Annotated in this window: 30 protein-coding genes; 2 read left to right on the top strand and 28 right to left on the bottom strand. The window is 43.6% G+C overall.

Annotated features, from left to right (window positions below):
* Nucleotides 1-120: 120 nt before the first annotated feature.
* The 12 genes from MHI12_RS07930 to MHI12_RS07875 all read right to left on the bottom strand — a co-directional run bounded on the left by MHI12_RS07930 (nt 121) and on the right by MHI12_RS07875 (nt 9340).
* Nucleotides 121-501 carry a hypothetical protein gene (locus MHI12_RS07930; RefSeq protein ID WP_405172063.1) on the bottom strand — a complete coding sequence of 127 codons (381 nt, stop codon included), beginning with the start codon at nt 499-501 and terminating at the stop codon, nt 121-123.
* Between the two features lie 54 nt (nt 502-555).
* Complete coding sequence (locus MHI12_RS07925) at nt 556-1077, bottom strand: GNAT family N-acetyltransferase (protein ID WP_256332313.1); 522 nt, start codon at nt 1075-1077, stop codon at nt 556-558.
* Nucleotides 1078-1269: 192 nt separating this feature from the next.
* Nucleotides 1270-1506: a hypothetical protein gene (locus MHI12_RS07920; protein WP_405172062.1), complete on the bottom strand. Its 237-nt coding sequence runs from the start codon at nt 1504-1506 to the stop codon at nt 1270-1272.
* A gap of 32 nt (nt 1507-1538) precedes the next feature.
* The gene (locus MHI12_RS07915) at nt 1539-2027 is read right to left on the bottom strand and encodes an isochorismatase family cysteine hydrolase (RefSeq protein WP_341006447.1); all 489 of its coding nucleotides are present in this window, start codon (nt 2025-2027) and stop codon (nt 1539-1541) included.
* A 66-nt stretch (nt 2028-2093) separates the two neighbouring features.
* Nucleotides 2094-2804 carry an AAA family ATPase gene (locus MHI12_RS07910; RefSeq protein ID WP_405172061.1) on the bottom strand — a complete coding sequence of 237 codons (711 nt, stop codon included), beginning with the start codon at nt 2802-2804 and terminating at the stop codon, nt 2094-2096.
* A gap of 224 nt (nt 2805-3028) precedes the next feature.
* Nucleotides 3029-4042 (bottom strand): bifunctional glycosyltransferase family 2/GtrA family protein, encoded by a 1014-nt coding sequence (locus MHI12_RS07905; RefSeq protein ID WP_341006444.1) that lies wholly within the window; start codon nt 4040-4042, stop codon nt 3029-3031.
* Nucleotides 4039-5052, bottom strand: coding sequence for a phosphodiester glycosidase family protein (locus tag MHI12_RS07900; RefSeq protein ID WP_405172060.1), 1014 nt, complete (start codon nt 5050-5052; stop codon nt 4039-4041). The genes MHI12_RS07905 and MHI12_RS07900 overlap by 4 nt, the downstream gene beginning before the upstream one ends.
* A 295-nt stretch (nt 5053-5347) precedes the next feature.
* Entirely contained in the window at nt 5348-6304 is a 957-nt protein-coding gene (locus tag MHI12_RS07895; RefSeq protein WP_405172059.1) for a radical SAM protein, read from the bottom strand.
* 335 nt (nt 6305-6639) lie between these two features.
* Nucleotides 6640-7215: a GNAT family N-acetyltransferase gene (locus tag MHI12_RS07890; RefSeq protein ID WP_405172058.1), complete on the bottom strand. Its 576-nt coding sequence runs from the start codon at nt 7213-7215 to the stop codon at nt 6640-6642.
* Nucleotides 7216-7296: 81 nt separating this feature from the next.
* Entirely contained in the window at nt 7297-7953 is a 657-nt protein-coding gene (locus MHI12_RS07885) for a pyridoxal 5'-phosphate synthase (RefSeq protein WP_405172057.1), read from the bottom strand.
* A 144-nt stretch (nt 7954-8097) separates the two neighbouring features.
* On the bottom strand, nt 8098-8712 hold the full coding sequence (locus MHI12_RS07880; RefSeq protein ID WP_405172056.1) for a histidine phosphatase family protein: 615 nt from the start codon (nt 8710-8712) through the stop codon (nt 8098-8100).
* A 121-nt stretch (nt 8713-8833) separates the two neighbouring features.
* Complete coding sequence (locus tag MHI12_RS07875; protein ID WP_341006437.1) at nt 8834-9340, bottom strand: DUF2569 domain-containing protein; 507 nt, start codon at nt 9338-9340, stop codon at nt 8834-8836.
* Nucleotides 9341-9692: 352 nt separating this feature from the next.
* On the opposite strand from MHI12_RS07875, the gene MHI12_RS07870 reads away from it, so the two are divergent.
* On the top strand, nt 9693-10637 hold the full coding sequence (locus MHI12_RS07870; RefSeq protein WP_405172055.1) for a hypothetical protein: 945 nt from the start codon (nt 9693-9695) through the stop codon (nt 10635-10637).
* Between the two features lie 19 nt (nt 10638-10656).
* Here MHI12_RS07870 and MHI12_RS07865 read toward each other — a convergent pair whose 3' ends face one another.
* The 8 genes from MHI12_RS07865 to MHI12_RS07830 all read right to left on the bottom strand — a co-directional run bounded on the left by MHI12_RS07865 (nt 10657) and on the right by MHI12_RS07830 (nt 17321).
* Nucleotides 10657-10950 (bottom strand): RNA polymerase alpha subunit C-terminal domain-containing protein, encoded by a 294-nt coding sequence (locus MHI12_RS07865; RefSeq protein ID WP_405172054.1) that lies wholly within the window; start codon nt 10948-10950, stop codon nt 10657-10659.
* A gap of 19 nt (nt 10951-10969) precedes the next feature.
* A complete protein-coding gene (locus MHI12_RS07860) occupies nt 10970-11977 on the bottom strand; it encodes a phosphotransferase (protein ID WP_405172053.1) in 1008 nt (335 codons plus the stop codon).
* A 42-nt stretch (nt 11978-12019) separates the two neighbouring features.
* Nucleotides 12020-12613 (bottom strand): DUF4304 domain-containing protein, encoded by a 594-nt coding sequence (locus MHI12_RS07855; protein WP_405172052.1) that lies wholly within the window; start codon nt 12611-12613, stop codon nt 12020-12022.
* 85 nt (nt 12614-12698) lie between these two features.
* Nucleotides 12699-13235 carry an NUDIX hydrolase gene (locus tag MHI12_RS07850; protein ID WP_405172051.1) on the bottom strand — a complete coding sequence of 179 codons (537 nt, stop codon included), beginning with the start codon at nt 13233-13235 and terminating at the stop codon, nt 12699-12701.
* A gap of 163 nt (nt 13236-13398) precedes the next feature.
* Nucleotides 13399-14076, bottom strand: coding sequence for an ABC transporter ATP-binding protein (locus MHI12_RS07845; protein ID WP_405172050.1), 678 nt, complete (start codon nt 14074-14076; stop codon nt 13399-13401).
* On the bottom strand, nt 14073-15203 hold the full coding sequence (locus tag MHI12_RS07840; protein WP_405172049.1) for an ABC transporter permease: 1131 nt from the start codon (nt 15201-15203) through the stop codon (nt 14073-14075). Before MHI12_RS07840 ends, MHI12_RS07845 begins: the two co-directional genes overlap by 4 nt.
* A 67-nt stretch (nt 15204-15270) precedes the next feature.
* Nucleotides 15271-16647 carry a sensor histidine kinase gene (locus MHI12_RS07835; protein ID WP_405172048.1) on the bottom strand — a complete coding sequence of 459 codons (1377 nt, stop codon included), beginning with the start codon at nt 16645-16647 and terminating at the stop codon, nt 15271-15273.
* Nucleotides 16644-17321 (bottom strand): response regulator transcription factor, encoded by a 678-nt coding sequence (locus MHI12_RS07830; protein ID WP_341131745.1) that lies wholly within the window; start codon nt 17319-17321, stop codon nt 16644-16646. Before MHI12_RS07830 ends, MHI12_RS07835 begins: the two co-directional genes overlap by 4 nt.
* 292 nt (nt 17322-17613) lie before the next feature.
* Between MHI12_RS07830 and MHI12_RS07825 the strand changes: the two genes are divergently transcribed.
* Nucleotides 17614-18597: a cation diffusion facilitator family transporter gene (locus MHI12_RS07825; protein WP_405172047.1), complete on the top strand. Its 984-nt coding sequence runs from the start codon at nt 17614-17616 to the stop codon at nt 18595-18597.
* A 146-nt stretch (nt 18598-18743) separates the two neighbouring features.
* On the opposite strand, the gene MHI12_RS07820 is transcribed toward MHI12_RS07825, so the two are convergent.
* The 8 genes from MHI12_RS07820 to MHI12_RS07785 form a co-directional block, all read right to left on the bottom strand.
* Nucleotides 18744-19040, bottom strand: a complete 297-nt coding sequence (locus tag MHI12_RS07820; RefSeq protein WP_405172046.1) for an SHOCT domain-containing protein — start codon at nt 19038-19040, stop codon at nt 18744-18746.
* 63 nt (nt 19041-19103) lie between these two features.
* Nucleotides 19104-19487 (bottom strand): hypothetical protein, encoded by a 384-nt coding sequence (locus MHI12_RS07815; protein WP_341006423.1) that lies wholly within the window; start codon nt 19485-19487, stop codon nt 19104-19106.
* A 148-nt stretch (nt 19488-19635) separates the two neighbouring features.
* Nucleotides 19636-20490, bottom strand: coding sequence for an MBL fold metallo-hydrolase (locus MHI12_RS07810; RefSeq protein ID WP_405172045.1), 855 nt, complete (start codon nt 20488-20490; stop codon nt 19636-19638).
* Between the two features lie 150 nt (nt 20491-20640).
* Nucleotides 20641-20886 carry a hypothetical protein gene (locus MHI12_RS07805; RefSeq protein ID WP_405172044.1) on the bottom strand — a complete coding sequence of 82 codons (246 nt, stop codon included), beginning with the start codon at nt 20884-20886 and terminating at the stop codon, nt 20641-20643.
* Nucleotides 20887-21038: 152 nt separating this feature from the next.
* Nucleotides 21039-21605 carry a MepB family protein gene (locus MHI12_RS07800; protein WP_405172043.1) on the bottom strand — a complete coding sequence of 189 codons (567 nt, stop codon included), beginning with the start codon at nt 21603-21605 and terminating at the stop codon, nt 21039-21041.
* A 71-nt stretch (nt 21606-21676) separates the two neighbouring features.
* The gene (locus tag MHI12_RS07795) at nt 21677-22540 is read right to left on the bottom strand and encodes a phosphotransferase (RefSeq protein WP_405172042.1); all 864 of its coding nucleotides are present in this window, start codon (nt 22538-22540) and stop codon (nt 21677-21679) included.
* A 121-nt stretch (nt 22541-22661) separates the two neighbouring features.
* On the bottom strand, nt 22662-23207 hold the full coding sequence (locus MHI12_RS07790) for an HAD-IIIA family hydrolase (RefSeq protein ID WP_405172957.1): 546 nt from the start codon (nt 23205-23207) through the stop codon (nt 22662-22664).
* Nucleotides 23208-23248: 41 nt separating this feature from the next.
* A complete protein-coding gene (locus MHI12_RS07785; RefSeq protein ID WP_405172041.1) occupies nt 23249-23464 on the bottom strand; it encodes a hypothetical protein in 216 nt (71 codons plus the stop codon).
* Nucleotides 23465-23534: the final 70 nt, after the last annotated feature.

The raw sequence follows: 23534 nt of genomic DNA, 5'->3' as shown, positions 1-23534 counted from the left end.
CCATAGACTCCTCTTAATTCATCATAACCCATGTATTGGTAAATGGAAATTGAAAAAGGTCCTATCTACCTCCCATATCAGGAGAAGCAAAATAGGACCGTGATAAAATCTTCCTTACATTCAAAAAATCCTTCGTTTACTCAGAAACTCTGCTCCTTCTTCACGATACATCTCTATAAATTCATTGGTCACATGATCATGCCTCAGTATTCCCATATAATCTGTTCCAGGTTTCTTTGGTCTATAATCTGAATCCACCGTGTAGATATTGAAGTGCACCGCATCTTCGTCCTCTGATACATCTGTTTTATCAAAAAGTGAAATCATCTCATCTTTACCAAGAAACCTAAATGGAGAATCCTGACGCTCTATAATATAAAATGGATATGTGAGGTTTTCTATCTGAATGAATTTCTGGTATGCCTTAAGCTCATCAGGTATGAGATGCATGTACTGTCTAGCTACATCTTCTGCCTGAAATACACCTGAAATCCACTTCAAACTCCCCTTGGTTGCTACGATAATGAACAGAGCAATCACCTTCTAATTCAAATATTATTTCTCTCTTTCACGCACAAAAGTCTGGGACAAAATCCGGTGGCTGCCAGCGATGTTGTCAATCTCAATGTTATACTCAGACTCGGTATATTCAATCTGATGTTGCTCATAATATCTTTTCCAGAACGAAACTGCCACTGCATTGTTAGCAAGCTGTTCCACTTGGAATGTACCCTCAAATTGAGCAAAAACCAAGTCAACCGCTTGTGCTGCCAGTCCCTGTCCGCGATACTTTTTGACCAGGAACAGCTCCTGCACGGTATAATCCACGTCTTCCGGCACATATGGAGGTGAGCACACCAGTACGAATCCAATAACCTTCCCTTCATACTGAATCAAAAACGGATGTAATTCATCACGTTCCAGATATAGATAGGTGTTCGTTGGGTCATATTTCCCCTGTTCAAGTAGATCCTCGCCAGAAAATTCAGACAGATCATATAAGTACAAGTTGTACAGGTTGAGAAACAATTCCTTTTGCTCTGCCAAAATACTCGTAATTTGTACATTCATCTTCATTGCACATCTCCCTTAGTTAATGAGTTGGTTAGTGATCCATACATGACTTTACCGATCTCCACAGCGAGCTTGCTGTGCCCTGTTCTCAATATATCGTTTCAACCCGAGCAGATATAGGCAAAGTTTGGTTTAAACCATAGAGTAACCTTATCTTTCACAGTGGACATGAACATTTGTACAAAAAAAGACTCTCTACAGAGTCCGATTATTGGTCTTATCTTTATTTTTCACCAAGTATCCACTGGCAAGCGCTGCAGGAGCGATAAAAGGTAAGAACGTCAACCAATCCATGAAAAGAAGTATAGGAACGAAAATAAATATTACACTGATATACATCATGACTGGAGATTTTTTCTTCAACCCCTGAACACCGAAAACAACTCCTGCCAATGAGATCAATAGGACAAAAGCAACGTTAAGCCCGTTCATAACCATCACCTCCACTGGCATTTAGCCAACACTTATTGAATCAGATAATCAACCACAGGATATGAGATCACATTGCGATCTCTATACGTTGAAATCACCGCTTCGTGATGTGTGCTAAGAATTCCATTTTGCAACATCACCGGCCGGAAACCTCGCTCCATCGCTCCGTTGTAGGTGAATAGAACACATTCCTCTGCGGCAAACCCGGAAATAATCACCAATTCAATTCCATGACTCTTCAAAACCTGCTCCAGGTTCGTCTGCCAGAAAGCATTGGAAGCTTCTTTGGTAACGGTGATATCCTTCTCATTCACATCTACCTCGGGAATAATACGATATTCTTCCGGTGGTGCCTCCTCCATGCCCTCCACATCCTGCACGTGAACGACCGTATGATCATTCGAGCGAAGCACATTAGCCACATGGTTAATATACTCACAAGCATGGTCTATCGAAGTCTGATCCATCTTTTTCCGCACAATACTCTCCTGCATATCAACAATCAGCAAACCTACTTTCATCCAATCTCTCCTCAGAAATAAATTTTACGCCCATGGTTGAGTAACTTCCCTTGTTAAACTGAGAACTTAATCCTTAAATAATTCATTCAGCATCCGGTCGCGGTTCTCCAGAAAGCTGCGGGTAATCTGATAATGATTGGTCTCCTCATAGGCTACCTCTTGAATATGGCTATCGTCAAAACTTAAAATCTCTGCCCCCGGATATCCCAGCAAAATGGGTGAGTGCGTCGCAATAATGAATTGTGAAGTGCCCGAAAGATCATGAAGGATACGCAATAAGGAGAGCTGCCTTGCGGGAGATAAAGCGGCTTCGGGCTCATCGAGCAGATAGATGCCTTTGGAACTGAAGCGATTGACGAACAGACTGAGAAAAGACTCCCCATGTGATTGTTCATGTAATGAACGCCCGCCATAGTATTGAAGCGACGCCGGCATCTCATCGACATGTGATGCGAATTGATAGAACGATTCAGAGCGCATGAAGAAACCATTCGTTATTTTGGGCAACCATGCCAGCCTGAGATAATTCCCGAGCGAGGACTCCGAAGCATGTGTCTCATAGGTATTATTCCTGCCGCCCCCTGCGGTATTGAATCCACATTGATGAGCGATGCCTTCCAGCAGTGTAGATTTCCCTGAACCATTTTCACCTACAAAAAAAGTAATGTTATTCGTGAGCTCCAAACGTTCCAAGGACCGTATCGCGGGGATGTCAAAAGGATATTGGTCCCGATTCTCAATCTTGGCCGACATGAGTTCCACACTTCGAAGATACATAATCATCCTCCCACATTTATTTTATATAAGTTTAACTAAAGCATATTTTAAATCGAACTTCGCACTTATCTTCAATTTAACATTCAGTTTTAATCTTGATTGGTCCAGCCACGGACGAATGATATCCTTGCGGGTTATGATCTCCATCGTAACCTATATCGGGGTAGATATGAAACCGTTTCAACCAAAAAAGAGCAAGCCATAGGCTTACTCTATCTTCAGAGTTAATAGACAAATCTGCGCTGTGCCCAATAGCTGAATACAAAGATGGACACCTCGGTCAACAGCTTGGCTGCGAGCAGTGGGATAATCAGTTTTTCATTGTAAAAATACAATAAACCATAGTTTAATAACAGCACCAGCAAGACAAGTGAGAAATATTTGGGCAAAGACTGCCGAACCTTCGAGGTTCGTCCAGCGGAAAATACATACTTCCGATTAATCGTATAGTTGAAGATGGAGCTGCATAGTCTTGCTGCGACAACCGACAGAAACAGATTGTGTGTGAAATACTGAATAACAAATAATAGTCCAAAATCAATTAAAGCAGACAACACTGAAGATGTGCTGAACATCAGGATTGGCATATAGATCCGGAATGAATCAACCAGCGGGCGGAAATGGGAGGACTCATTGTGATCCAAATACACCGTATCAATAAACTCCTCCGTAATCTCATACCCTTCCTTATGTGCCGTTAACAGCATGTTCATCTCGTATTCAAACCGATCCCCTGGAATCTGGTTCAACCAGTCCAGCATGGCGTAGGGAAAACCACGTAGACCGGTCTGCGTGTCATATACTTTGGTACCTGTCGTGAGTGAAAAGACCGCCCGTGTAACTGTGTTGCCAAAACGGCTGCGTGCTGGAATTTTACCGCTGAAGCGACGGCTCCCGAGTACAATTCCCGGTGTCGTCTGTGCGAGCAGCACTTCGAAGATACGCTTAATATCATGTGGCAAATGCTGTCCGTCACTATCTGCGCATACCACACCGCCCTGAGGTCCGTACTCCTTAATATACTGAAATCCTGTCTTCAACGCCCTGCCCTTACCCAGATTGACGGGATGTGTCAGGACCGTACAGCCATAGGCTTCTGCCGTTTCAAAAATTCCACGGTAACCAGGGCCGCTGCCATCATCCACAATCACAATGGGTCCAAGCTTAAATGTCTGTAACTGCAGAACAAGATTTAGTAAACGCACATCGGGTTCATATGATGGAATTAATATCGTCATGATCCTTGTCCCTCCGTCAGATATAAAATGTCACTTACGCCACGTTCCTGGTTGCGTCCCAGCGGGTTATTTACGACTCTGCCCATAAAATACATCGTGGATGAACCGCCGCCGTCCAGATTGTAGGCTTCGGTTGCTCCGAGGCCTTTCATGACGTCAGCCAGTTCTGCCAAGGTCATGCCACGGCTATCGTCCTGCCGTCCGTCCACCACCACGAAGACATAATGATTCGGAGCAATCATGCCGATCGCAGTTCTTGGATTCGCATCCTGGATGGAGCGGTTGCCAAAGTTGTTATCGATTTTCACACTGCTAAAATCACTGACGATCTCGCCATCTTGAATCAGAATCGGTCCAAAGGATAACGTATTGGTTGCCCCTTCGGCCAGCAGTTCCGAGGAAGTAATCTCGTTCTCGTTGTAGGTTTTCATCGTTCCATCATTGAACAGGGCAAGTGCATCCCGCGTAGGGCTGTCCCGATACAGTGTTCCATTTCGAATAATGACACCATCATCACGGAATCCATAGTAATCACCGTTAATGGCAAAAATCGCATTGTTGGCTGCGGCAATTTCTGACGTGTTTTCGGTAATGTTCGTTCCAAAGCTGTTGTCCGCCAGCGCGGTTCGCAGGCTGCTTGCATCTGTTAGCTGAACATCAGCGACATAATACGTAATCTGATCCGAGCCAGAACCCGTCTGTACCTTTTCAATATTTACTTTCATATCATCACTCGAATAATTCCAATCATCTGACGTTGCATTCACCTCAGTCACTGTGGTTGAAGTGTTGGTGGAATCATTCGCGTTGTTCGTTGTTGCCGTTGCCGTGTTCTCATCCGCCACAACCACCTGCACATGCCGGATCAGGTAACGGTCAGCCAAACTGTACAGGATTCCACCAACCGCAAGCACGATGACAAGTGTGATGATGAGCCATCTGCGCTTTATTGGAGAGATGGGCCTTTTATGTGGGTCTTTCCGGGTTGGTTTCTCATAGATCTTCATCATGTGAATCTCACCTCTTCATCTAAGTTCTTAAGGCCATATTAGGCCGGGTAGCTTAAATGAATCTGAAACCACATCAATTGAACTAAAGAATATTCACACAGACACTACGATGATAGAACAACCTTCCAATCGCTGTTATTGTGTAAATGAATAGTTCAATAAAAAAAGGTGATCCGTTTTCCCATTGAGGAAATCAGATCACCTTGATTTCAGTCTATATAACCCTAAATGTCACTGTTATCGTGTACATATCTCGTTTAACATTCATATCACATATCTTCAACAGGTCTTCCTGTTATGCGTCTGCAAAAAGGGCATCGTATGCGGGACAAGGCCGCTTCTCCAGAAATTCTGTTAACGCCGGTGGCTGCTGCGCATAGATATCCTTCAACGACGTTCCAGTATAGAGGTTGCCAATCACAACAGGATGGCATAACTCACAGATGAGGATATCCCCATTACCGTGCAAGTGCAGCTGTTTCGTGCCATCCACACAATTAGAAAAATACACACCGGGTTGTTCGCACAAATTCAACTGTTCAGCGAACCGATCCATACAGGTGAAATAGAGCGTTGTATCTGGCTTTTTATGTTTAATTAATTCCGTAACAGATCGAACAAGGGACTCTTTGGATACAATCTGGCTCCAATCGGTATGCGGCATTTTAATACTGTTCTGGATCTCATGGATGCGCACACCCAGATCATACACCTTATCGCTAATGGCCTGCATGTTCGCTTGGTTACCTTCAAACAGTAACGTTTCCAATACCGTTTCCAGACCAGCTTCCGTACACAAACGGATATTCTGCTCCAGTCTCTCATACATGCGAGGATGCACACGGTAGTACGCAGCATAGGCCTCCGCATCCGTATAATTGAACGAGATATGAATGTTGGACAAGCCTGCATCACGAAATGCGAGAATCCGTTCTTCTGTCAGCAGACTGGCATTACTGTTCAACTGCGTATCAATGCCATGTGCCGCACAATACTTCACGATCTTCAGGCAATCCTGGTATTTCAGAGTGACTTCACCCCCAGACAATCTCACTCGCTTGAGACGAGGAAGCTCACTAATAATACGGATGACTTCCTGACTATCGATGCACGCTCCATCATCCCGATTGTAGGCGCAGCAGTAGTCGCATTTATAATTGCAATTCGATGTCACTCCCACTTCAAGCCCTTCTAGCTCATATACGCCGGGGGTTTCCAGTTCGAGTGATTTATATTTGTTTTTGGCTATCAATTCGTTGTACCTCCTGGTTCCTTCATTTAATCCACATTTGGATAACTTGAAGATTATAGCGGAAGGCATCAGGTTCACGATATGACATTATGTACGTTGATTGCTGAAAACAAAAATAAAACCCATTTCCTCAACGATCAGGAATGGGCCAAAGCTAGGCATATAATTATTGAATTAGACAATATAAAATACGATACCTTGACCTTTTGATGCAGCAATTCAAGCTCTTTCTTACTTCTGCTTTTATTGTGTACCACTGATAAATTCAGGATTATAGGAAAATCCATGGCTCGCCAGCATGATAAATGACACACGACTTTTCAATAACACGTTCTTTATTTAATACGAGTATAGAAGTCTTCTTTTACGATAGCATACATCTTCAGATCCTGAAGCTCATTTTTCACCCTCATGTACTTCCTCAGCACACCTTCGAATTGCATGTCTGCCTTCTCCATGACCTTGGCGGAACCTGTGTTTTTCACCAAACATCTGGCCTGGATTCGCTCTAGCCCCACTTCGTCAAAACCAAATTGAATGATTCGTTTCACTACCTCGGTCATGTAGCCTCGATTCCAATATTGATCAGACAACACATATCCCAGCTCGACTCTCCTGTTATCGCTATCACACCCTAGATAGTTACAACTACCAATCAGCCTCTTGGTTTGTTTATCTTCAATCCCCCACGGGCCAATTAGATCGGTCTCATACCGACTCATGACAAAATCTAAAAAAGCTTTGGTGTCTTCTTTGCTCTGATGCGCGTCCCAGGTGGTGAACTCCGATACAGCAGGTACAACGCAGTAACTGTACATATCCTCCAGATCATCAGAGGTAAGAGGTCGGAGTAACGTCCGTTCGGTTTCCAACACCGGAAATGGTTCGAAGAAACTTTCAATTCTTTTCATAGATTTATCCTCCCTCAGATTGTTAGGAAAAAGAAACACACAGTAGCTCGCTTCATATTGCCTGACTCATCTGTTCTAAAATTAAGGCCACAACCTGAGTGTATTCCACTGCCCATCTTGCATCGAATATCGGACTCGTACATGCTTGCGCTCCGAATCTCCCTGCCAAAATTCCACCTCTTGTGCATTCACGGCATATAAACGCCAATTAGGTGTAACGACACCGGGATCACGACTTATCTTTACTTTCTGAGCTTCGATGGAACGATCCAGTACTTCCTCGCTATCCAAAACCTCACTCTGATGTCCTGTCATGGCAACTGCTCTCGCTCCAGCTGAACGTTTGCGGAAATCATTAGCGCCCGCTTCATCTCCACAATCTTCGGCAATTCCCCTTATCCGAATCTGTCTTCCAAGGGAAGGCCAGTAGAAGGTGAGAGCCACATGAGGGTTCTCCTTCAACTGCTGCCCTTTTCGGCTCTCCGAACTGGAGGCAAAATAAAACGTTTCGTCGATTACGTTTTTCAAAATCAACACCCGTGCATCAGGGTGACCGTCGTGATCCACGGTCGAGATCGTCATGGCATGAGGTTCTTTCACTTCGTTCTCAACCGCCACTCTCAACCAATCCAAGAATAGCTTCCCTGGCCGCTCCGGCAACTGCCCCATATCCCACGTAGGAAATGGTCCAGATAAAGATTTTAAACGTTGCAGCAGTTCAATTGGTTTATCGCTCATGTCATCGCCTCCGTCTTCTATTTAACTATCCGTTTATTTTTATCCTTTACTCTCCGCTTCCCATGTAAGCAGATCATTGTCTTCTTCAAAATAAATACCCAAGAGCATCCGTGGTTCACCCATTTCGTTAGACATATCAAACAACTAATCTAGATGACTTAACACATTTGCGCTGCTAAATTTCCAACCATGACTTCCCTTTTCAACGGTATGTACACTGGTGTTGTCCATGGGATAAAAGCTGGACTTATTGCTCCACTCCCTATTTTCAAGCAGATAATACAGAATATTAATCACTCCGCCGTGAGTAATTAACAGAACATTGGACTTGACTGTTTGTTCCTCTATATCTCTAAGAAGATTCTCGAAAGATATGCTTATCCGGTTATAAAAATCCCTTGGACTTTCTCCTCCCGGAAAAGGTGAATCCATTTCAAGGGTGTTGAAATAAACTCCTGGGTAATGTTCTTCAGCATCCTTATGGAGCATGCCTGCTAAATCTCCGTTATTCATCTCCCGCCATTCTTTCATTAAGCTAGCCTGCATATTTAGTTTCTTCTCAATTTCTCGTGATGTCTGTACTGCACGAGGAAGATCACTGCTAATGATCGTCTGTATGTTGTACTCCTCAGCATGATGATGTAGATGCTCTCCCAGTCTCTTGGATTGATTGATCCCCTGTTCCGTAAGTCCACGCTCACTCCATCCGCCTCGATACCCTTCCTCGTCCATTCCATGCCTTACCAGATAAATTTTCAAGATCTCTCCTCCTTTTCACATTGAACAGGTTAACTTTACATCTATAACTACTTTCGTATTTATCAAATAAACCCGACCTCAGATAGCTTCTATCCAAGATCGGGCATTTCCTGCTTACCACTTATCTTACAAATGTGTTATGAACTCGCTCGGATTTGATAAAATAAGGGATCCAGATGGCACAAGTAAGTACCGACTTACCAATATCTCTTAACGAGTTTCCATCCTCAAGTTCTCTCGCCATCGGAATCTGAAGCAACAATAGATAATCAATGATACTAACGGCTAGACTGACACTATAAAATATGATCATAAGACGAGGAAAGATCGATTTTCTACTATACAAAGTAATGATAGTATATATGCTAAACACTAAAAACAGTGCGTTATATACCGTTTCAAAAATAACGACCGGTCCCCATAGCGGGTGATAATATTCAGATTGCTTCGAAGTTAGCAACTCCCAAGTCTCTGTTGTAAGCATGGGCAAACAATACATAACCAATTGGAGCGCCAGGAAAATCAATGTAAGAAATAATCCAATCTGGACGAGAATCAGCCAACCACCTAAGCCCGATACGCCTAGTGGACGGTAGTCTGTCTTTTGCTCTTGAATATGTGGTTCCACTTCGTAACACTTCCTTAACTAGTTTTGTTTTTCTGAGATGAGTTTTTCTCGTAATTGCAAATTGAATCTACGGGTTATTCTTTCTCCTTACTTCACATGCGTTGTATGTATTTTCATACTCTCCTTATAGCAATCTCTCCGCCCTCCTATTATATAGAATTTTACACAACTTCCTTATTGTACTACGAGCGTCAAGGCACAGGTTACCAAACATCATACTCATCCACTGTAAAAGCCAAAGAAAGACCTTCGCTATACTTCCGCCATGTTCAGTAAAGTACACGTACGTCATAATCCTCTTATACAGATGCAGATGGTGACTCTGCATTTGATTACAAAGGAGGATATGGATATGACCAATCCCAAAGTAAAGCTTTTGCCTTTTGCCGATATTTCAAATTATGTCGAAGGCTTCGATATCGTTTCCACCCAGTGGGGCGGTGATGGCCTTGTCTATGTGCTGCTGATGAATCAGATTCCCGAAAGAGAGCGAGGTATGTTCGTCCAAAGTAAATTGAAGCAAAGCTATACGTACAAAGTGCTCATTGTTACAGATCAAACTATCGAGGAAGTAGTCATCTGGGGGCAGACGTTCAATTATCATTACGTACAATCATTACATGATCATCTGCTGCTCGTCGGAGCACGGTGTGCGAATTACGGAAATGAACAATTTGATTTGAACGCCAAAGTGTGTGATTTAGACGGAAATACAATTCGCGAGTTTCTGTTGGGAGACGGTATCCAAAGTGTACAGGTCACAGAGAAGGGAACAATCTGGACCAGTTACTTTGATGAAGGGGTATTTGGTAACTACGGATGGGCCGATCCAATTGGATCAAACGGTCTGTTGGCCTGGGATGAGCACGGTAATAAAGTGTACGAAAACAGCGCAGCTGACATTGCGGATTGTTACGCACTCAATGTGGTGAATGAGAAGCAGGTCTGGTTCTACTTCTATACCGATTTTGAAATCGGTTGTATCTCAGGTGGCACCAGTGAACCCAACGTTACATTGATGAATCCAAACATCTCCGGTTCCTCTGGCTTCAGTACGGATGGTTATCATTTCTTGTTCGATGCCGGGTACGGTAAACATGGTACGTTTGTCCTTAAGAAAATGGAGAAGCCCGGAAGATTGAGCAAGGGGCAGAAGATTGGTTTATTAAATGTAGATGGTCAGCCCTTCAAGCAGGCACGGCAGGATTTTCGCCAACATCGTCTGCTACTCAGTGAAGGTAACTTGTTGTATCGGGTAACGATGGAGGAGATTACTTCAGCTTCTGGTTTGGATTAGTGGAACAACATGAAGAGGGTTATTGCTTAAAAGACATTCCCTCTTCTTCCAAAGCGCTTCTTAGTTTGGGCATAGCAGACGGTCCGATTCCGTGCAGCTTCAGGATTTCTTTCTCCGTGTACTCCGCAAGTTGCAGTAGTGTTGTGATGCCTTCATTCTCCAAGGCACGTCTGGCGGGAGCAGACAGCAAGGCTAGAAATCCCTCTGTCGGTTTACGTTCAGCTTCGCACGTCGGACAGGTTGGGCAATCACTTTTTTTATAATACAAATGTCCTTGTTCGCATGTTCTGAGTGTTCCTTTATCGTTTGCCATGTGGGTATCCTCTCCTGAATTAAGTATTCAACCAGTTCTTAATATCTGAAATCATATTTTCATATTGTTTTAAAGCCTCTAAAGTCCAAATGACTTGTGATGTACCTACTAACTGTTCCTCTATATCCGTACATTCAATCCACAGTGACCGTTTAAGACTATACTCGAGCCAGTCCAACTTTCCAGCAAAACCAATATCCAGAACCACTTCCCAATTGGCTGTTAGACTCCCCACTCGCTTCTTATATCCACTTATAAAAGCCAAGAACTTTTCCTCGTTTATACTTCCAGAGCTATCTACTGACCAATACACAGCTGTTTCTACCAGATCATGCATCGGATTAATATAACCTGCCGATTCCCAATCTATAATAATAGGTATGTCTTGTCTCCACATCACATTCTTAGGCTCCAGATCTCTGTGACTAATAACATTATTGGATGCTAACATTAAAGATGAATTCTTAGCTTTCATGCTCCACTCATACAGCTTATCCATATTGGAATCCAAAATCTCAATCCATTCCGAATTCTCATTTCTTCCTTTGTTCAGATAAAACATCCAATCTATTTTTTTAGAATTAGTCGCCTGTGAACTATCCAGCTCTAGTTGTCTAAAATCCGTTTTATGGATATCTGCAAGGATCGTTCCCATCAGAGAACTGTTATTGATAGTAACTTCATCTTGTTCCAAACGTTGACCCTCAATCCAATCAAATATTAGATAGAATTGATTATCAATGTTATGCATAGAAGAACCCTTTAACCTTTTTGCAGGTTGAGCATGGATATGTTCGGCTGCCACGCTTGCGATTTTTTCTGAATCCATATAATTTTGCACAGCAGCAGGTCTTATCATGATCTGGGGATTCAATGCCTTAACTGCATAATTAGCTTGTGTCGTTTCAATGGCGTACATTCGATGAAGAAGTCCACCTGAAATCGGTTTGGGCGAACTGATCAATTCACCAAGCTGTAACTCATTACACAGTTTCTCAAAATTTAAATTATATTGAGTATCGTTCATATGTTATCCCCTTTCATTTTGGCTATTTGTCTGAATCAAAGATTACATTCCGTACTCGGCAAAAACGGCTGCATATTTCTTTTCTAATATCGTCCAGCGCTTTTCGGCTCCGTATTTGGCGTGCAGTTGCTGTAAATAATGCTTGGCTTCTTCCGTATTGCCGGCTTTTAGCAGGAAGCGGAAGGTTACTTCGCTTAAATATAGCGCTGTCTTGTCCATATAATAATGGACTATATCTTTGGCCCCTGTTAGCGAGTGTAAGAATGACATACCCTCTTCCAAATGTGACACCAGTTCTTTCGATAAAGCGTCTGGATCGATATCAGGCGTTAAGGTATAGTGGGCCGGAGCGGAAGGGGCTATTTCTCTGATTCGGCAGGTAAAATGAGATGTGAACTCCAATATGTCTCCATTCAATCCAACGGAATGCAACTCCGCAAGTTCGGTGGAATGAACACCACAATTAACATAAAACTGGACTTGACGACTGGTGTTATACTTTGCTCTTTGAATGTTGAACTTGTATGCGAGATTTCCATCCGCTTTGTAGAAATTCAGATTTTTCTTCGAATAGCCGTGTTTGGCAAATACGGGTTTGACTTCTGTACTGATGATCTTCTTAAAAAGTTCCTGCATTGATATCACTCCCAAGGCAAAGTTTATTTAATTCGTTGTTACCCTTTTTTGTTCAGAATCATGCTTGTTCCATTTTATAAAAATACTATTTAGCTTCATCTCGCAGTACATAAGCCAGTTTGTACATTTCTGCAATGTCCTGCCTGTTCTGTTCCTGAAATCTTCGGATCGCTTCGGCGATCTCTACCACTTCAACTGCAACCACCTGCTCGTCATCTTCCGGATTCAGCGGATCACCGACAAGTTCAACATCTCCATATCCGATGATTCGTACGAAATGGGGATGCGGAATATGCGGACGATACGGTTCCAAAGCACTGGATGTGCAATAGAATTGACCAAAGATCTGATAGGACCGCATTTTTGCCCCAAGCTCCTCCATCAGTTCGCGCTTCAGTCCATCCATGTAATACTCACCTGCTTCAAGCGTGCCCCCAGGCAGCTCCCAGTCTCCATTATCCAGTTGGAAGACAACACATTGATCCCCGACAAACGGAATGATGCTAATATTGCTCACCAGATTTTCATCCACGATATCGTTTAATCTGAACTCCGCCTCAATAATTCCCCAATGAATTGACGTACTCAGCGCCGGAAATAATTCCGCACTTAAGCTACTCATCCGCATCCGATCCTCTCTATCTAATTCCACTATTCTTCCAATTATAGTCGAAAACGAAGAAAGAAGGCCACCTTCCCACCGGGAATATGTGACCCTCTTCTTACACTCTCTGCCCTTAAGCCTTGGATCAGTATTCTCTCCAGACTCTCAGACCATGCTACTTCTAATGCTGCACCAGTTTCCCATTTTCCAAAAAAAGAACCCGGCTACAGAGCGGCAAGATCCGCTCATCATGCGTAACCATCACTGCACTCTTGCCCTGCTCTTTCACGAGCCGTGCAATCATGCCGACAATATCCAGCCCACGTTCCGCATCCAGACTGGCTGTTGGTTCATCCGCGAGCAGGACAGCCGGATCGTTCATCAACGCCCGTGCAATGGCGACCCGCTGGCGTTCCCCGCCAGACAGCTTCTCCGCATACGCCTTCCGTCGATGAGTCAAGCCTACCGTATCCAGCAGCTCATCCACTCGCTTCTCCGCCTTGTTTTTATCCGTTCCGGCGAGCTTTGCGACCACCATCAGTTGTTCTTCTACTTTCAGATACGGAATGAGGTTGGCACTTTGAAATATAAAACCAAGCTGCTGAAGCCGTACATCGGATATATTTTGTTTGCTTTTGCCCATAATAGAAGCTCCATCCAGTAGAACCTGTCCTTCCGTTGGTTCGAGAAGTGCTCCAGCAATGGACAGGAATGTACTTTTGCCCGAGCCGGAAGGCCCCATCACAGCCACAAGTTCCCCTTCAGCAACCTCAAGATCCAGCTTGTCCAGAATCGTGCGTTTGCTGCCGCCATCTTCAAAGGTCTGTGTAATTCCCTGTAATACCAATCGGTTTCTCATGCTGCTGTCCTCCCAATCGCATCAAGTGCATCAATTTTGGTAACCTTCCACACCGAGAATAACGAACCCGCCACAGACATGAGTATGAATAACACACAGGTCAGAGCAAGGGTGGACAAGCCTAATTGAAACGGCATCGATGCAGGAAGAATGGACTCGAACAGTCGAACCAATAGTACGCTAATCACCAGACTGCCAACCGACAGAACCAAAACTTGTAACGAAACACTACCCGCCAGATAAGCATTCCGCGTTCCGATGGCTTTTAATATCCCGAACTGACTCGTTTTCTGAATCGTGATGACATAGAAGAATACCGCAAGCACAAACGCCGAGATGACATATAGAAAAGCGATCATCATGAGCAACGATCCCTGCTCTTCCTTATATCCAGGAATGGCCGATACGGCATCCGACTTTGTTATGACTTCCGTATTAGGCATTGCAGCACTCAGTCCGTCTACCTGCTCGCCCCCATCCTTGATAGCAATGGCATTGTAAATCGGAGCATTGGCATTGGTGTCGGCTGAACCTTGCGAAGTTCGTGAACTTCCCTGGAGTGCGAGCCATTCCTGTTCATTCAGGAATACCACCGGGGAGTGACTGAAGGACTCATTTTGTACAAATCCACCAACGGTCCATTCCGTTCCTGTAGCTTGATCGACCAGAACGGTGCCAATCTTGACGCCAGATTCAGACAACTTATGGTCCACCACAACCTGCCCATTTGTCTGATCTGTAATCGGAGTTCCTTCGGTAACGGTTGGAGCAAGCCAACCTTCCGGATTAACCATGAACAGCGTGACATCGATCTTTTTTGTGTCGCCCGTTGGACTGACAGTTGTCATTTTCACACCCAGTGGCTCAGCGTTCTCTTGCCCCACTACGGAGCGAGCTTGATTAAGCTGATCCTGATCCACTTGTGACCGGGTAAACCGATGATTCGAATCCTGTTCCAGCACAAAATGGGTTGCTGCCATATTTTTGACCGAAGCTGCGTTATCATACGCCAGCCCCTGTGCAAGACCTGTAACAAACAGTACCAGAAATGAAACAAGCACCATGATTGTAGCAATTAAGGCATACCGCCCTTTGGCATACCTCATTTCCCGAATAGCCAAGTACATGTTCTGTGACCTCCCTCTTGATAACCCAAGTATAGGAGGCGAAAATGAACGGCAAATGAATAACAGATTACATCTGCGGAAGTGTCACGGTGAAAACCGTGCCCTCCGGTGAACTGGAAACCTCGATTGTACCGTCATGAATTCGAATTATTTTCTGCACAATGGCAAGTCCAAGCCCGGTTCGTCCGGAAGAACGTTCCCGCGCACGGTCCACCCGATAGAATCGATCGAACAGGAAAGGCAGATGCTCCGCAGCAATCCCGTCTCCTGTATCCCGAATCTGAATCACACACTGGTTATCCATCTGCTCGGCATGAATCTCGATGCTTCTTCCCTGTGGCAGATGATTCACTGCATTTCCCAGCAGATTCATCCACACCTGCATGAGCAACACTTCATTGCCGACCAGCTGGATGGATTCGGGCACCGAAATCCGAAGCAGCAGTTCTTTTTCTTCGAGTTGCCATTGCAGCACCTGAACCGTTTGCCGGAATTGATCTCGCAAAGAGAACTTTACTTTGGATAGATCTTCGTTGCCTTGTTCAAGGGAGGACAGGAGAAGCAGTTGTTTACTGAGCAAGGAGAGATGACGACTCTCTTCCTCAATGATCGATGCATAGTGCTCCCGCTCCTGTTCAGGCAGATCCCGGTCCGCCACCAATTGGGCAAAACCCTGAATCGAGGTCAGCGGTGATTGAATCTCATGCGATACATTCGATACAAACTGCTGCCGTGCCTGATCGACCCTCTCCAATTCACGACTCATGGTCATGAAATGCTGGGCCAGCTGTCCAATTTCATCCCGCCTTGCGGTAGGTAATTTCAGATTATATTTTCCTTGCGCAATGCGCTTGGTCGCCTCGGACAGACGTTCAATGGGATTGACCAGATAGCGGGTACTGATCAGAAAGATCAGGATACTAATACCTATCGTAAATGCTCCAATCAGCGCAAAAAAGATACGCAGCTCACCGAATTGCAGGATTACATCTGGACGCATAAAGAGAGCATAATTCGCATTGTCCAGCTGTAGATGAACACCCACGGTATTGCTTAATTGATTATCGAAGAATCCGGTAATGAACGGTTTGCTTGGAAACTGGGCGACGCCATGGTATACCTCACCATTCAACACCAGTTCTACAGCTTGCTTGTTCAGATCTTTCTCTCGAAATTCGCGGCCGTAGAATTGGTCGTTGCCTTTTCCATCCGTCACATAGATTTCGTATCCGAGTGCGGCGGCATTGTTCAAATACTGCTCCATCGTGCCGGGTTGCTGCTCCACAAATTGCTTCATATGCGTCGCGATACCCACCAGCTTCTCATCATTGAAATCCTTGAGCTTTGTATGATAGTAGATGTTGGACAAAAGAAAACCGAGCATGCCGCTGACCATAATCACCCCAATTGTAATGAGGAATACCCGGACGTACAAGGTCCTCAAGGTGCTTTCACCTCCATCTTGTAACCAATACCCCGCACAGTCTGAATGACGAAATCGTCCGTATACTCGGCAAAACGATCACGCAGCCGCTTAATGTGCACATCAACGGTACGGTCATCTCCTTCGTAGTCTGCTCCCCAAACGAGCCGAATGAGCTCATCCCGCGAGAACAAACGGCCCGGAAACTGGGCAAGCTGTGAAAGTAATTCAAATTCTTTCATCGGCAAAAAGAGAATGGATTGCCCATCGGTAACCTCCACATTGTTACGGTCAATGACAATCCGGTTCATACGGATGATATCGCTGGATGTGCGATGGTACCGACGAAATAACGCTTTTACCCGGTAGACCAGTTCTTCCGGTTCAAACGGTTTGGTCACATATTCATCTGTTCCTTTCAGATAACCGTCTCTCTTATCGGATAGCTGATCGCGTGCCGTCAGTAGCATAATGGGAATGTCGTAGTGCTGTCGAATGTAATCACATAACTCCAGTCCGTCCATGCCTGGCATCATCACATCTAAGATTGCCAGATCGATAGGTGTTTCTTGCATCAGTTTGACCGCTTCCAGTCCGTCCTGCGCTTCATGAACCCGATACCCTTCCTTGGTCATGACATGCCGCAGGAGTGCTCGAATATTGGCATCATCGTCTGCCAGCAGCAGATGTTTCATATCGTTGTCCGCCCTTCTATGTAACGAGTACATCTCACTTTGATCCTGCACAGATGGTAGCATAAAAGCAACTTCATTCGCCAGCCACATTCCCGGAAACACCGCGGCCATGTTTATATTTCCATGAATCTGGTTGACACTATTATGAGGCCCAACTATAATAAAACCATAACATATGAACAAACGCTCATATATTCATTTGTTAGTGAGTAACCATCGCTAAGGATCAATTATATCCACACTAGAAACCATATTACATAACGGAGCAAGGCTCCAAAGGAGAGGATTTTATATGTCCGGACATCATCACGATCAGAACCATGGGCACGATCATGGACACAACCACGCTCATACTACCAATAATAAGAAAGTGCTGTTGTTTTCCTTCATTATTATTACCATCTATATGATCGTTGAAGCCGTTGGTGGGTTCATCACCAACAGTCTCGCGCTCATCTCGGATGCAGGCCATATGTTGTCCGACTCCATTGCACTCGGGATCGCTTTACTGGCATTCACCTTTGGTGAAAAAGCGGTGAATACTGGAAAAACGTACGGATACAGACGCTTTGAGATTTTGGCTGCTACGTTAAACGGAATTACGTTAATCGCCATTGCACTCTATATTTTCTACGAAGCGATTGGTCGTTTTATCAACCCGCCAGAAGTGGCAACCGTAGGCATGTTAATCATCAGCGTCATTGGATTGCTCATCAATATTCTGGTGGCCTGGATCATGATGCGTGGTAGCGATACGGAAAATAATCTGAATATGCGTGGTGCTTATCTCCATGTCATCAGTGACATGTTGGGATCGGTTGGGGCCATTGCGGCGGCACTGCTCATGATGTTCTTTGGCTGGGGTTGGGCCGATCCACTGGCGAGTGTGATTGTCGCAGCACTGGTATTGCGAAGTGGTTTCTTTGTCACCAAATCATCCCTGCATATCTTGATGGAAGGTACTCCGGCCAATGTGGATGTGAATGACCTGGTGCAGACTATTAAACAAGTCGATGGTGTCAAAGGCGTACACGATGTGCACGTCTGGTCTATCACCAGTAACCTGAACGCACTGACCGCTCATATCGTGGTAGATGGAACGATGGATGTTTATGCATCCGAGATCCTAGTTCAGAAGATTGAACATATGCTGGAGCATAAAGAAATAAAACATGTGACGCTCCAAGTAGAGTCCGAAAAACATCTGCATGACACCTCGGTATTATGTACGGTCAAAGGCGACGCACCAGATGCTCACGCACATCATCACCATTGAGAAGGGTAACAAATATTAGTTGCTTCTAAATGAAAACAGGGCAGATTCCCCGGTGAAGGGAACGCCCTGTTTTTATTTTCCTAAGTTCAGCTTTTGGTATGAGTAGAAAATAGAATAGCCTTTACCTAACCGTAGCGGGCTCTGGACTACTTGTATCTGGAGAGTAACTTCTCTTTCTTTTGATCGAATTCATATTCTGATATGATATTTTTTTCTTTTAAGTCACCTAGCTGAAGCAGTTGTTCATGAACATTTACAGGGGTCTTTTTTCTCTTGCTTGATATGATCAAAGCAAGGATTGAGAAAAGCAGACCATACAGTCCACCCAGAAGTCCCAAAACTGCCGCTACCTCCGCACCATCTTGCGAACCATCTAAAAAAACGACCATTAACAAAAAATTGAGTACGAACCCAATAAGACTGACGATCGATAATGCTTTCAATGAATGTTCCTCCTAAAGGTTATGTATGTCTATATTCAAAATTAGAAAAGGTCGGTCAGAAGGCTAAACATTAACCTCGTCCCAGTTAATTATGACGTATCCAAGCTGAGACAGCAGGATAACAATATAACTGATGTTGATTCCCAAACTGGTCTTAACTTTCTTGATCTGATCCAAGAAATCTTCTTTGTTCATTTTTCCGCGTTCCAGCTTGGACTTCATCTTTTGTTTTTCTTTCCACAACATGTAGAACTCAAGTATAGCAAATACTCCCCATGCCAATGGATATACCAGTAATACTGCATTAGCAACTGACAACAGCATAAGGGAACCTTCATCCAAGCCTTTCTCCATTCCTAGTTTGAAGCTTACATTCACACTCAAGGTGAGAATGACTAATCCAAAACCTATAAAACTTAAATACGGTGTGAATCTGGAGCTGCGCAATACTTCCCCTCCTTTCGGATATTAGAACCCTAGCACAAATGCCAGGGCTCTTCGATTCAAGCTCAAATTCTCTTTAAGAAACTTTGACCTTATAAACCGCATTACCAATCTAAAAGTCACAGTATTAAGTTGCTTTCGAACTGTCCATCTATTTCTTCTGTGCCTGTAACAGTTGATCATTAACAAATGCTTTCAAGAAGAAGAGTTCATTCCCATTAGGCTCCCGCAGCTGTTCCTTTTCAAAAGATGTTATTGCCTGCTCCAAGGAAGTAGATGTCACCGCTCTACTACTAGTAGTAAGTTCTCTCCAGAATACATCCATCTCTTCCCGATCACAGATGGATTCATGACCCAACAAGAAATGCTCCGCATCATACATTTGGATATCTTGTATCATGGGGTTTAGCAAGGATTGCTTAAAATGAAACATTTTATCCGTTGTTGTTCCATAAGGACTATCTCCGAGAAAAATAGTTTTCTCATCAGGAATATAAACAATTGTTGAATCATCCGTGTGCGGACTTTGAATCCTCTCCAACATACAGAGCTTGTTCCCCAGATCAATCTGGAGGGAATCTTTAAAGACGATACCGGGCTTATCTAGTAGAAATGATTCTCTCATCGGGATTTCCGCCTGTATAATTTCCATACAATGTCTGCTGATTATATCGGCATCTACATACTCACGAAGTGACTGATCATCGAAGGAATAAGATCTCCAGTCGTTCAAGCGCTTATTGGTTAAACAATTAACGATGATCGTCGCACCGAATTCATTCATTCCCAAAAAATGATCCCAATGCGCATGCGTAATAACCACATACTGAACGGGCGGCACATCTAAGCATCGAATCTCCTCAATAAAGTCTCTGGCATGTTGAACCGAATTTCCACCATCGATCACCAGACTATGTTTTTCCCCACACACCAAGCCTAGTACCGGTCTATCTCTATCATTTTCGTTGGACATATAATAAATGGAATCGTTTAATTTGTTTAACATGGCAATTTATCTCCTCTATATGAGTATTTTCATATCATAGGCAGAGAAAAACCGCATGCTTATTCTAGCTAATACATGGATTTTTCTCCGTTTATGGATTTACCAATGGAATCACCTCTTTCAATCTGTAATCAATATTTCAACGCTATGTTATGTAATGGCAACCGTTATACTCTTTAACAGCATCAACAACGTTACGGGCGCCCAGATTCTTCGTTCCCATACACTTCTCGTAATCAGATTCAAAATCGTCCCAAGTACTAAATACGCGACGATAAACCAGATCGCTGTCTCTGCAAAAACAGACCACTGAGGCCAAAGCAATCCTGCTTTACTCAGAACAATGATACCCGTGAATGCTAAAATTGCAATCTGAAATATGCAAGCAAACCGCATGGAAACGGGTTTTTCCCGGGAAACTTCCCACCCATAGCATACTCGCCCCACGGCACACCTACCGCTAAAGCAACTTGAAAGAGAATCACGATTAGGATCAGGAAGGTAAATGCTATTGCTGACGTTAATACGATCATGACCACACTCCTAAATCATAGGTGATTATAATGGTTTATCATAAGTATCCGGGCTTGATCATAATTCAATGGTTCAGTAAAAGGTACTTCCAAGAAGTATTCCAGCTGCCATTGCTGGGTTTTCTGAGCCTGTTTACTTGTTGGCTTGTCCCAAGGCGGATATACACGTATGGCGCGCTTGCCACCTTTGCCTTGATCCGATAGGATATCTCGCTGTAACAATACATGCTTTGGAAATACAAATTGACCAAAATGGCTACCTGAGCGCGTACTAATGACATACACATCTGCTGGATCTGAAACGTCATATGGCTGTGTCGAACCATCCTCACTACGCTGCCACAGCGTAACAAATTGTCCAATCTTGGTTGGTGTGGTTTTGGCGACGCGAAATCGAATTTTCAGAGCATTTAACGTAAATACATATGCCCCATATTCAGCATTTTGTGCTTCTTCATGTGGTTGGAAGCAATCAAAGCCACACTTGTCATAGATAAGTTCTTTACTGGCAAGTAAGTCGCCATGAAGTACATCGGAGGTCGTCCAAGCATTCGGACGATTCAAACTACTTTTGTTATCCAACTTGTGATATCTCTCCTGTCTTGTATAGTCTGATCTAAGGCATTTACAATAGCTGTAAAAGCTTTGCTAGTTCAAAATTCACGACATAATCGCTTCCATTCCTGCCATGCCTTCAAGTATTCAGGCAGATCATCAGGATGATGTTTATTACTCAGCCCAATTCGACAATATAGATGGACCAGAGCTTCCTCAATCAATCTGGATTTATCCATTTCTACTTGCTCTAAAAGTTCGAACGTAGCAAATAATGTTTCGGTGTTGATATCATCCGGCGAGGAGCTAAAAGCATACAAGAAATCATAAAGGATAGGTCCAACCATTGGAGATGGGTCAATAACGCCGATGAGTTCATTCTGATCATATACAAAATTATGAACCCCCGTATCGCCATGCAAAAGAAACTTCTCTTCTTCCTCATGAAAGAGACGATCGACTTTGGATTGAACCAGATTATAATCATCTGTCGTTAAAATACTTCCGATATTTATCTTTGCTTCATGAATACTAACCTGATTGAATTCTTTCCATGTCCTCTGCGGGAACTCTATTCTGCCCCATGATTTCGTATCTGTAGAACGCACATATGTATTGAATAACTCTTTCACCAGACGAGTTAACCAGTCTCTCTTCTGTCCCCGGTTGAAATGGGTCGTGCCTTCCATATACGTATAAATAAAATAAGTGTTAGCCGGATCAGTCAACAAAACTTCAGGCAATAACGAAGAATTTTTATACGTATCCAAAAACTGCTGGGCGATGTGAATCTGTTCGGATTCATCTGATTTTAGAATATAGTGCTTATTCAGACTCGTACTCAACCGATAAACACGTCCAGCTGTGGTACCTGACAAACTTTGAATTTCAGATATTTCTTCATTGATATGATGCATCTTGAATAAGTTATTGACCTCATTTATCATTGGATTAATTAACATATGGTTCTCCTCATATAACTAGGATCTTGATTCATTTGGTTAACATAAGGTGGTTTAGATTCCAATTGCACAGTGGCTTATCTTTCAAAATGGGCTCGTTCTTCTTGATTGGAACTAAAAATTATTTTCTGAATTCTCTTCCATCAATGATCCATTGTACGGCATCCCAAATATCCTCTGCGATATAATCAGGTTCAGTCTCCGTCCATTTGTCTCTGAATTTGGTTAATGAAGATTCCCCCCAGCCTGTTCTCACCATGATCTTGGTCGCTCCTACGGCATGGGCAGCAAGCATGTCTGTATCTCCTACATCTCCAATAACGATGCATTTGGACAAATCCAGACCGTGTTCCTCTGATGCCTGTAACAACATTCCGGGTTGTGGCTTTCTGCAACTGCATTCTTGCTCATGCGGACATATATAGGAGTGATCGAATCCGTACTCGCGAAATTGCTCTTCAAAATCCTGAACACTTGCTTCTCCACGTGAGATTCGATATTGATTCGTAAAAGCCAGCACCATAATTCCTTCTCGTTTCAAACGCATAATTGCTTCTTGAGCATTGGGGTATAATCTGAAATCTCTTGGATGAATAAAATGACCTGTACCACCGATTGTTCCATCTCTGTCTATAAAAACAGCTTGTACGTTTCCCTGTGGGTTCATCAAGGTCCGTTCCCTTCTTAGTAAAATTTAAAGTCGTTCATCTATACTTTTTCGTCAATAATATGCTTGCTACCATCTTGCTGCTTATGGTGTTGTTGCTTTTTAATTTCAGTTTTCAGATAGTGCACTTCTTTGATTAGTAGATCCAGCTTCTTCGATGTTTTGGATGAATCTATCGCATAACGTACAATTGCAGCAAAGATAAGAACCACAATTAAACTTATAATTGAGATCACTAAAGCCCAGATAAATTCCAAAATGGTGTCCAACTCCTTGCTGTCAAAATAATAAGTCATAAAACTCTTCTGAAAACCAAAACCATATAAT

The sequence above is a fragment of the Paenibacillus sp. FSL H8-0280 genome (assembly GCF_045040665.1).
Lineage (GTDB): Bacteria > Bacillota > Bacilli > Paenibacillales > Paenibacillaceae > Paenibacillus > Paenibacillus xylanexedens_A.
The sequence above is the reverse complement of the archived record's forward strand: the minus strand, read 5'-3'. Positions and strand labels throughout refer to the sequence as shown.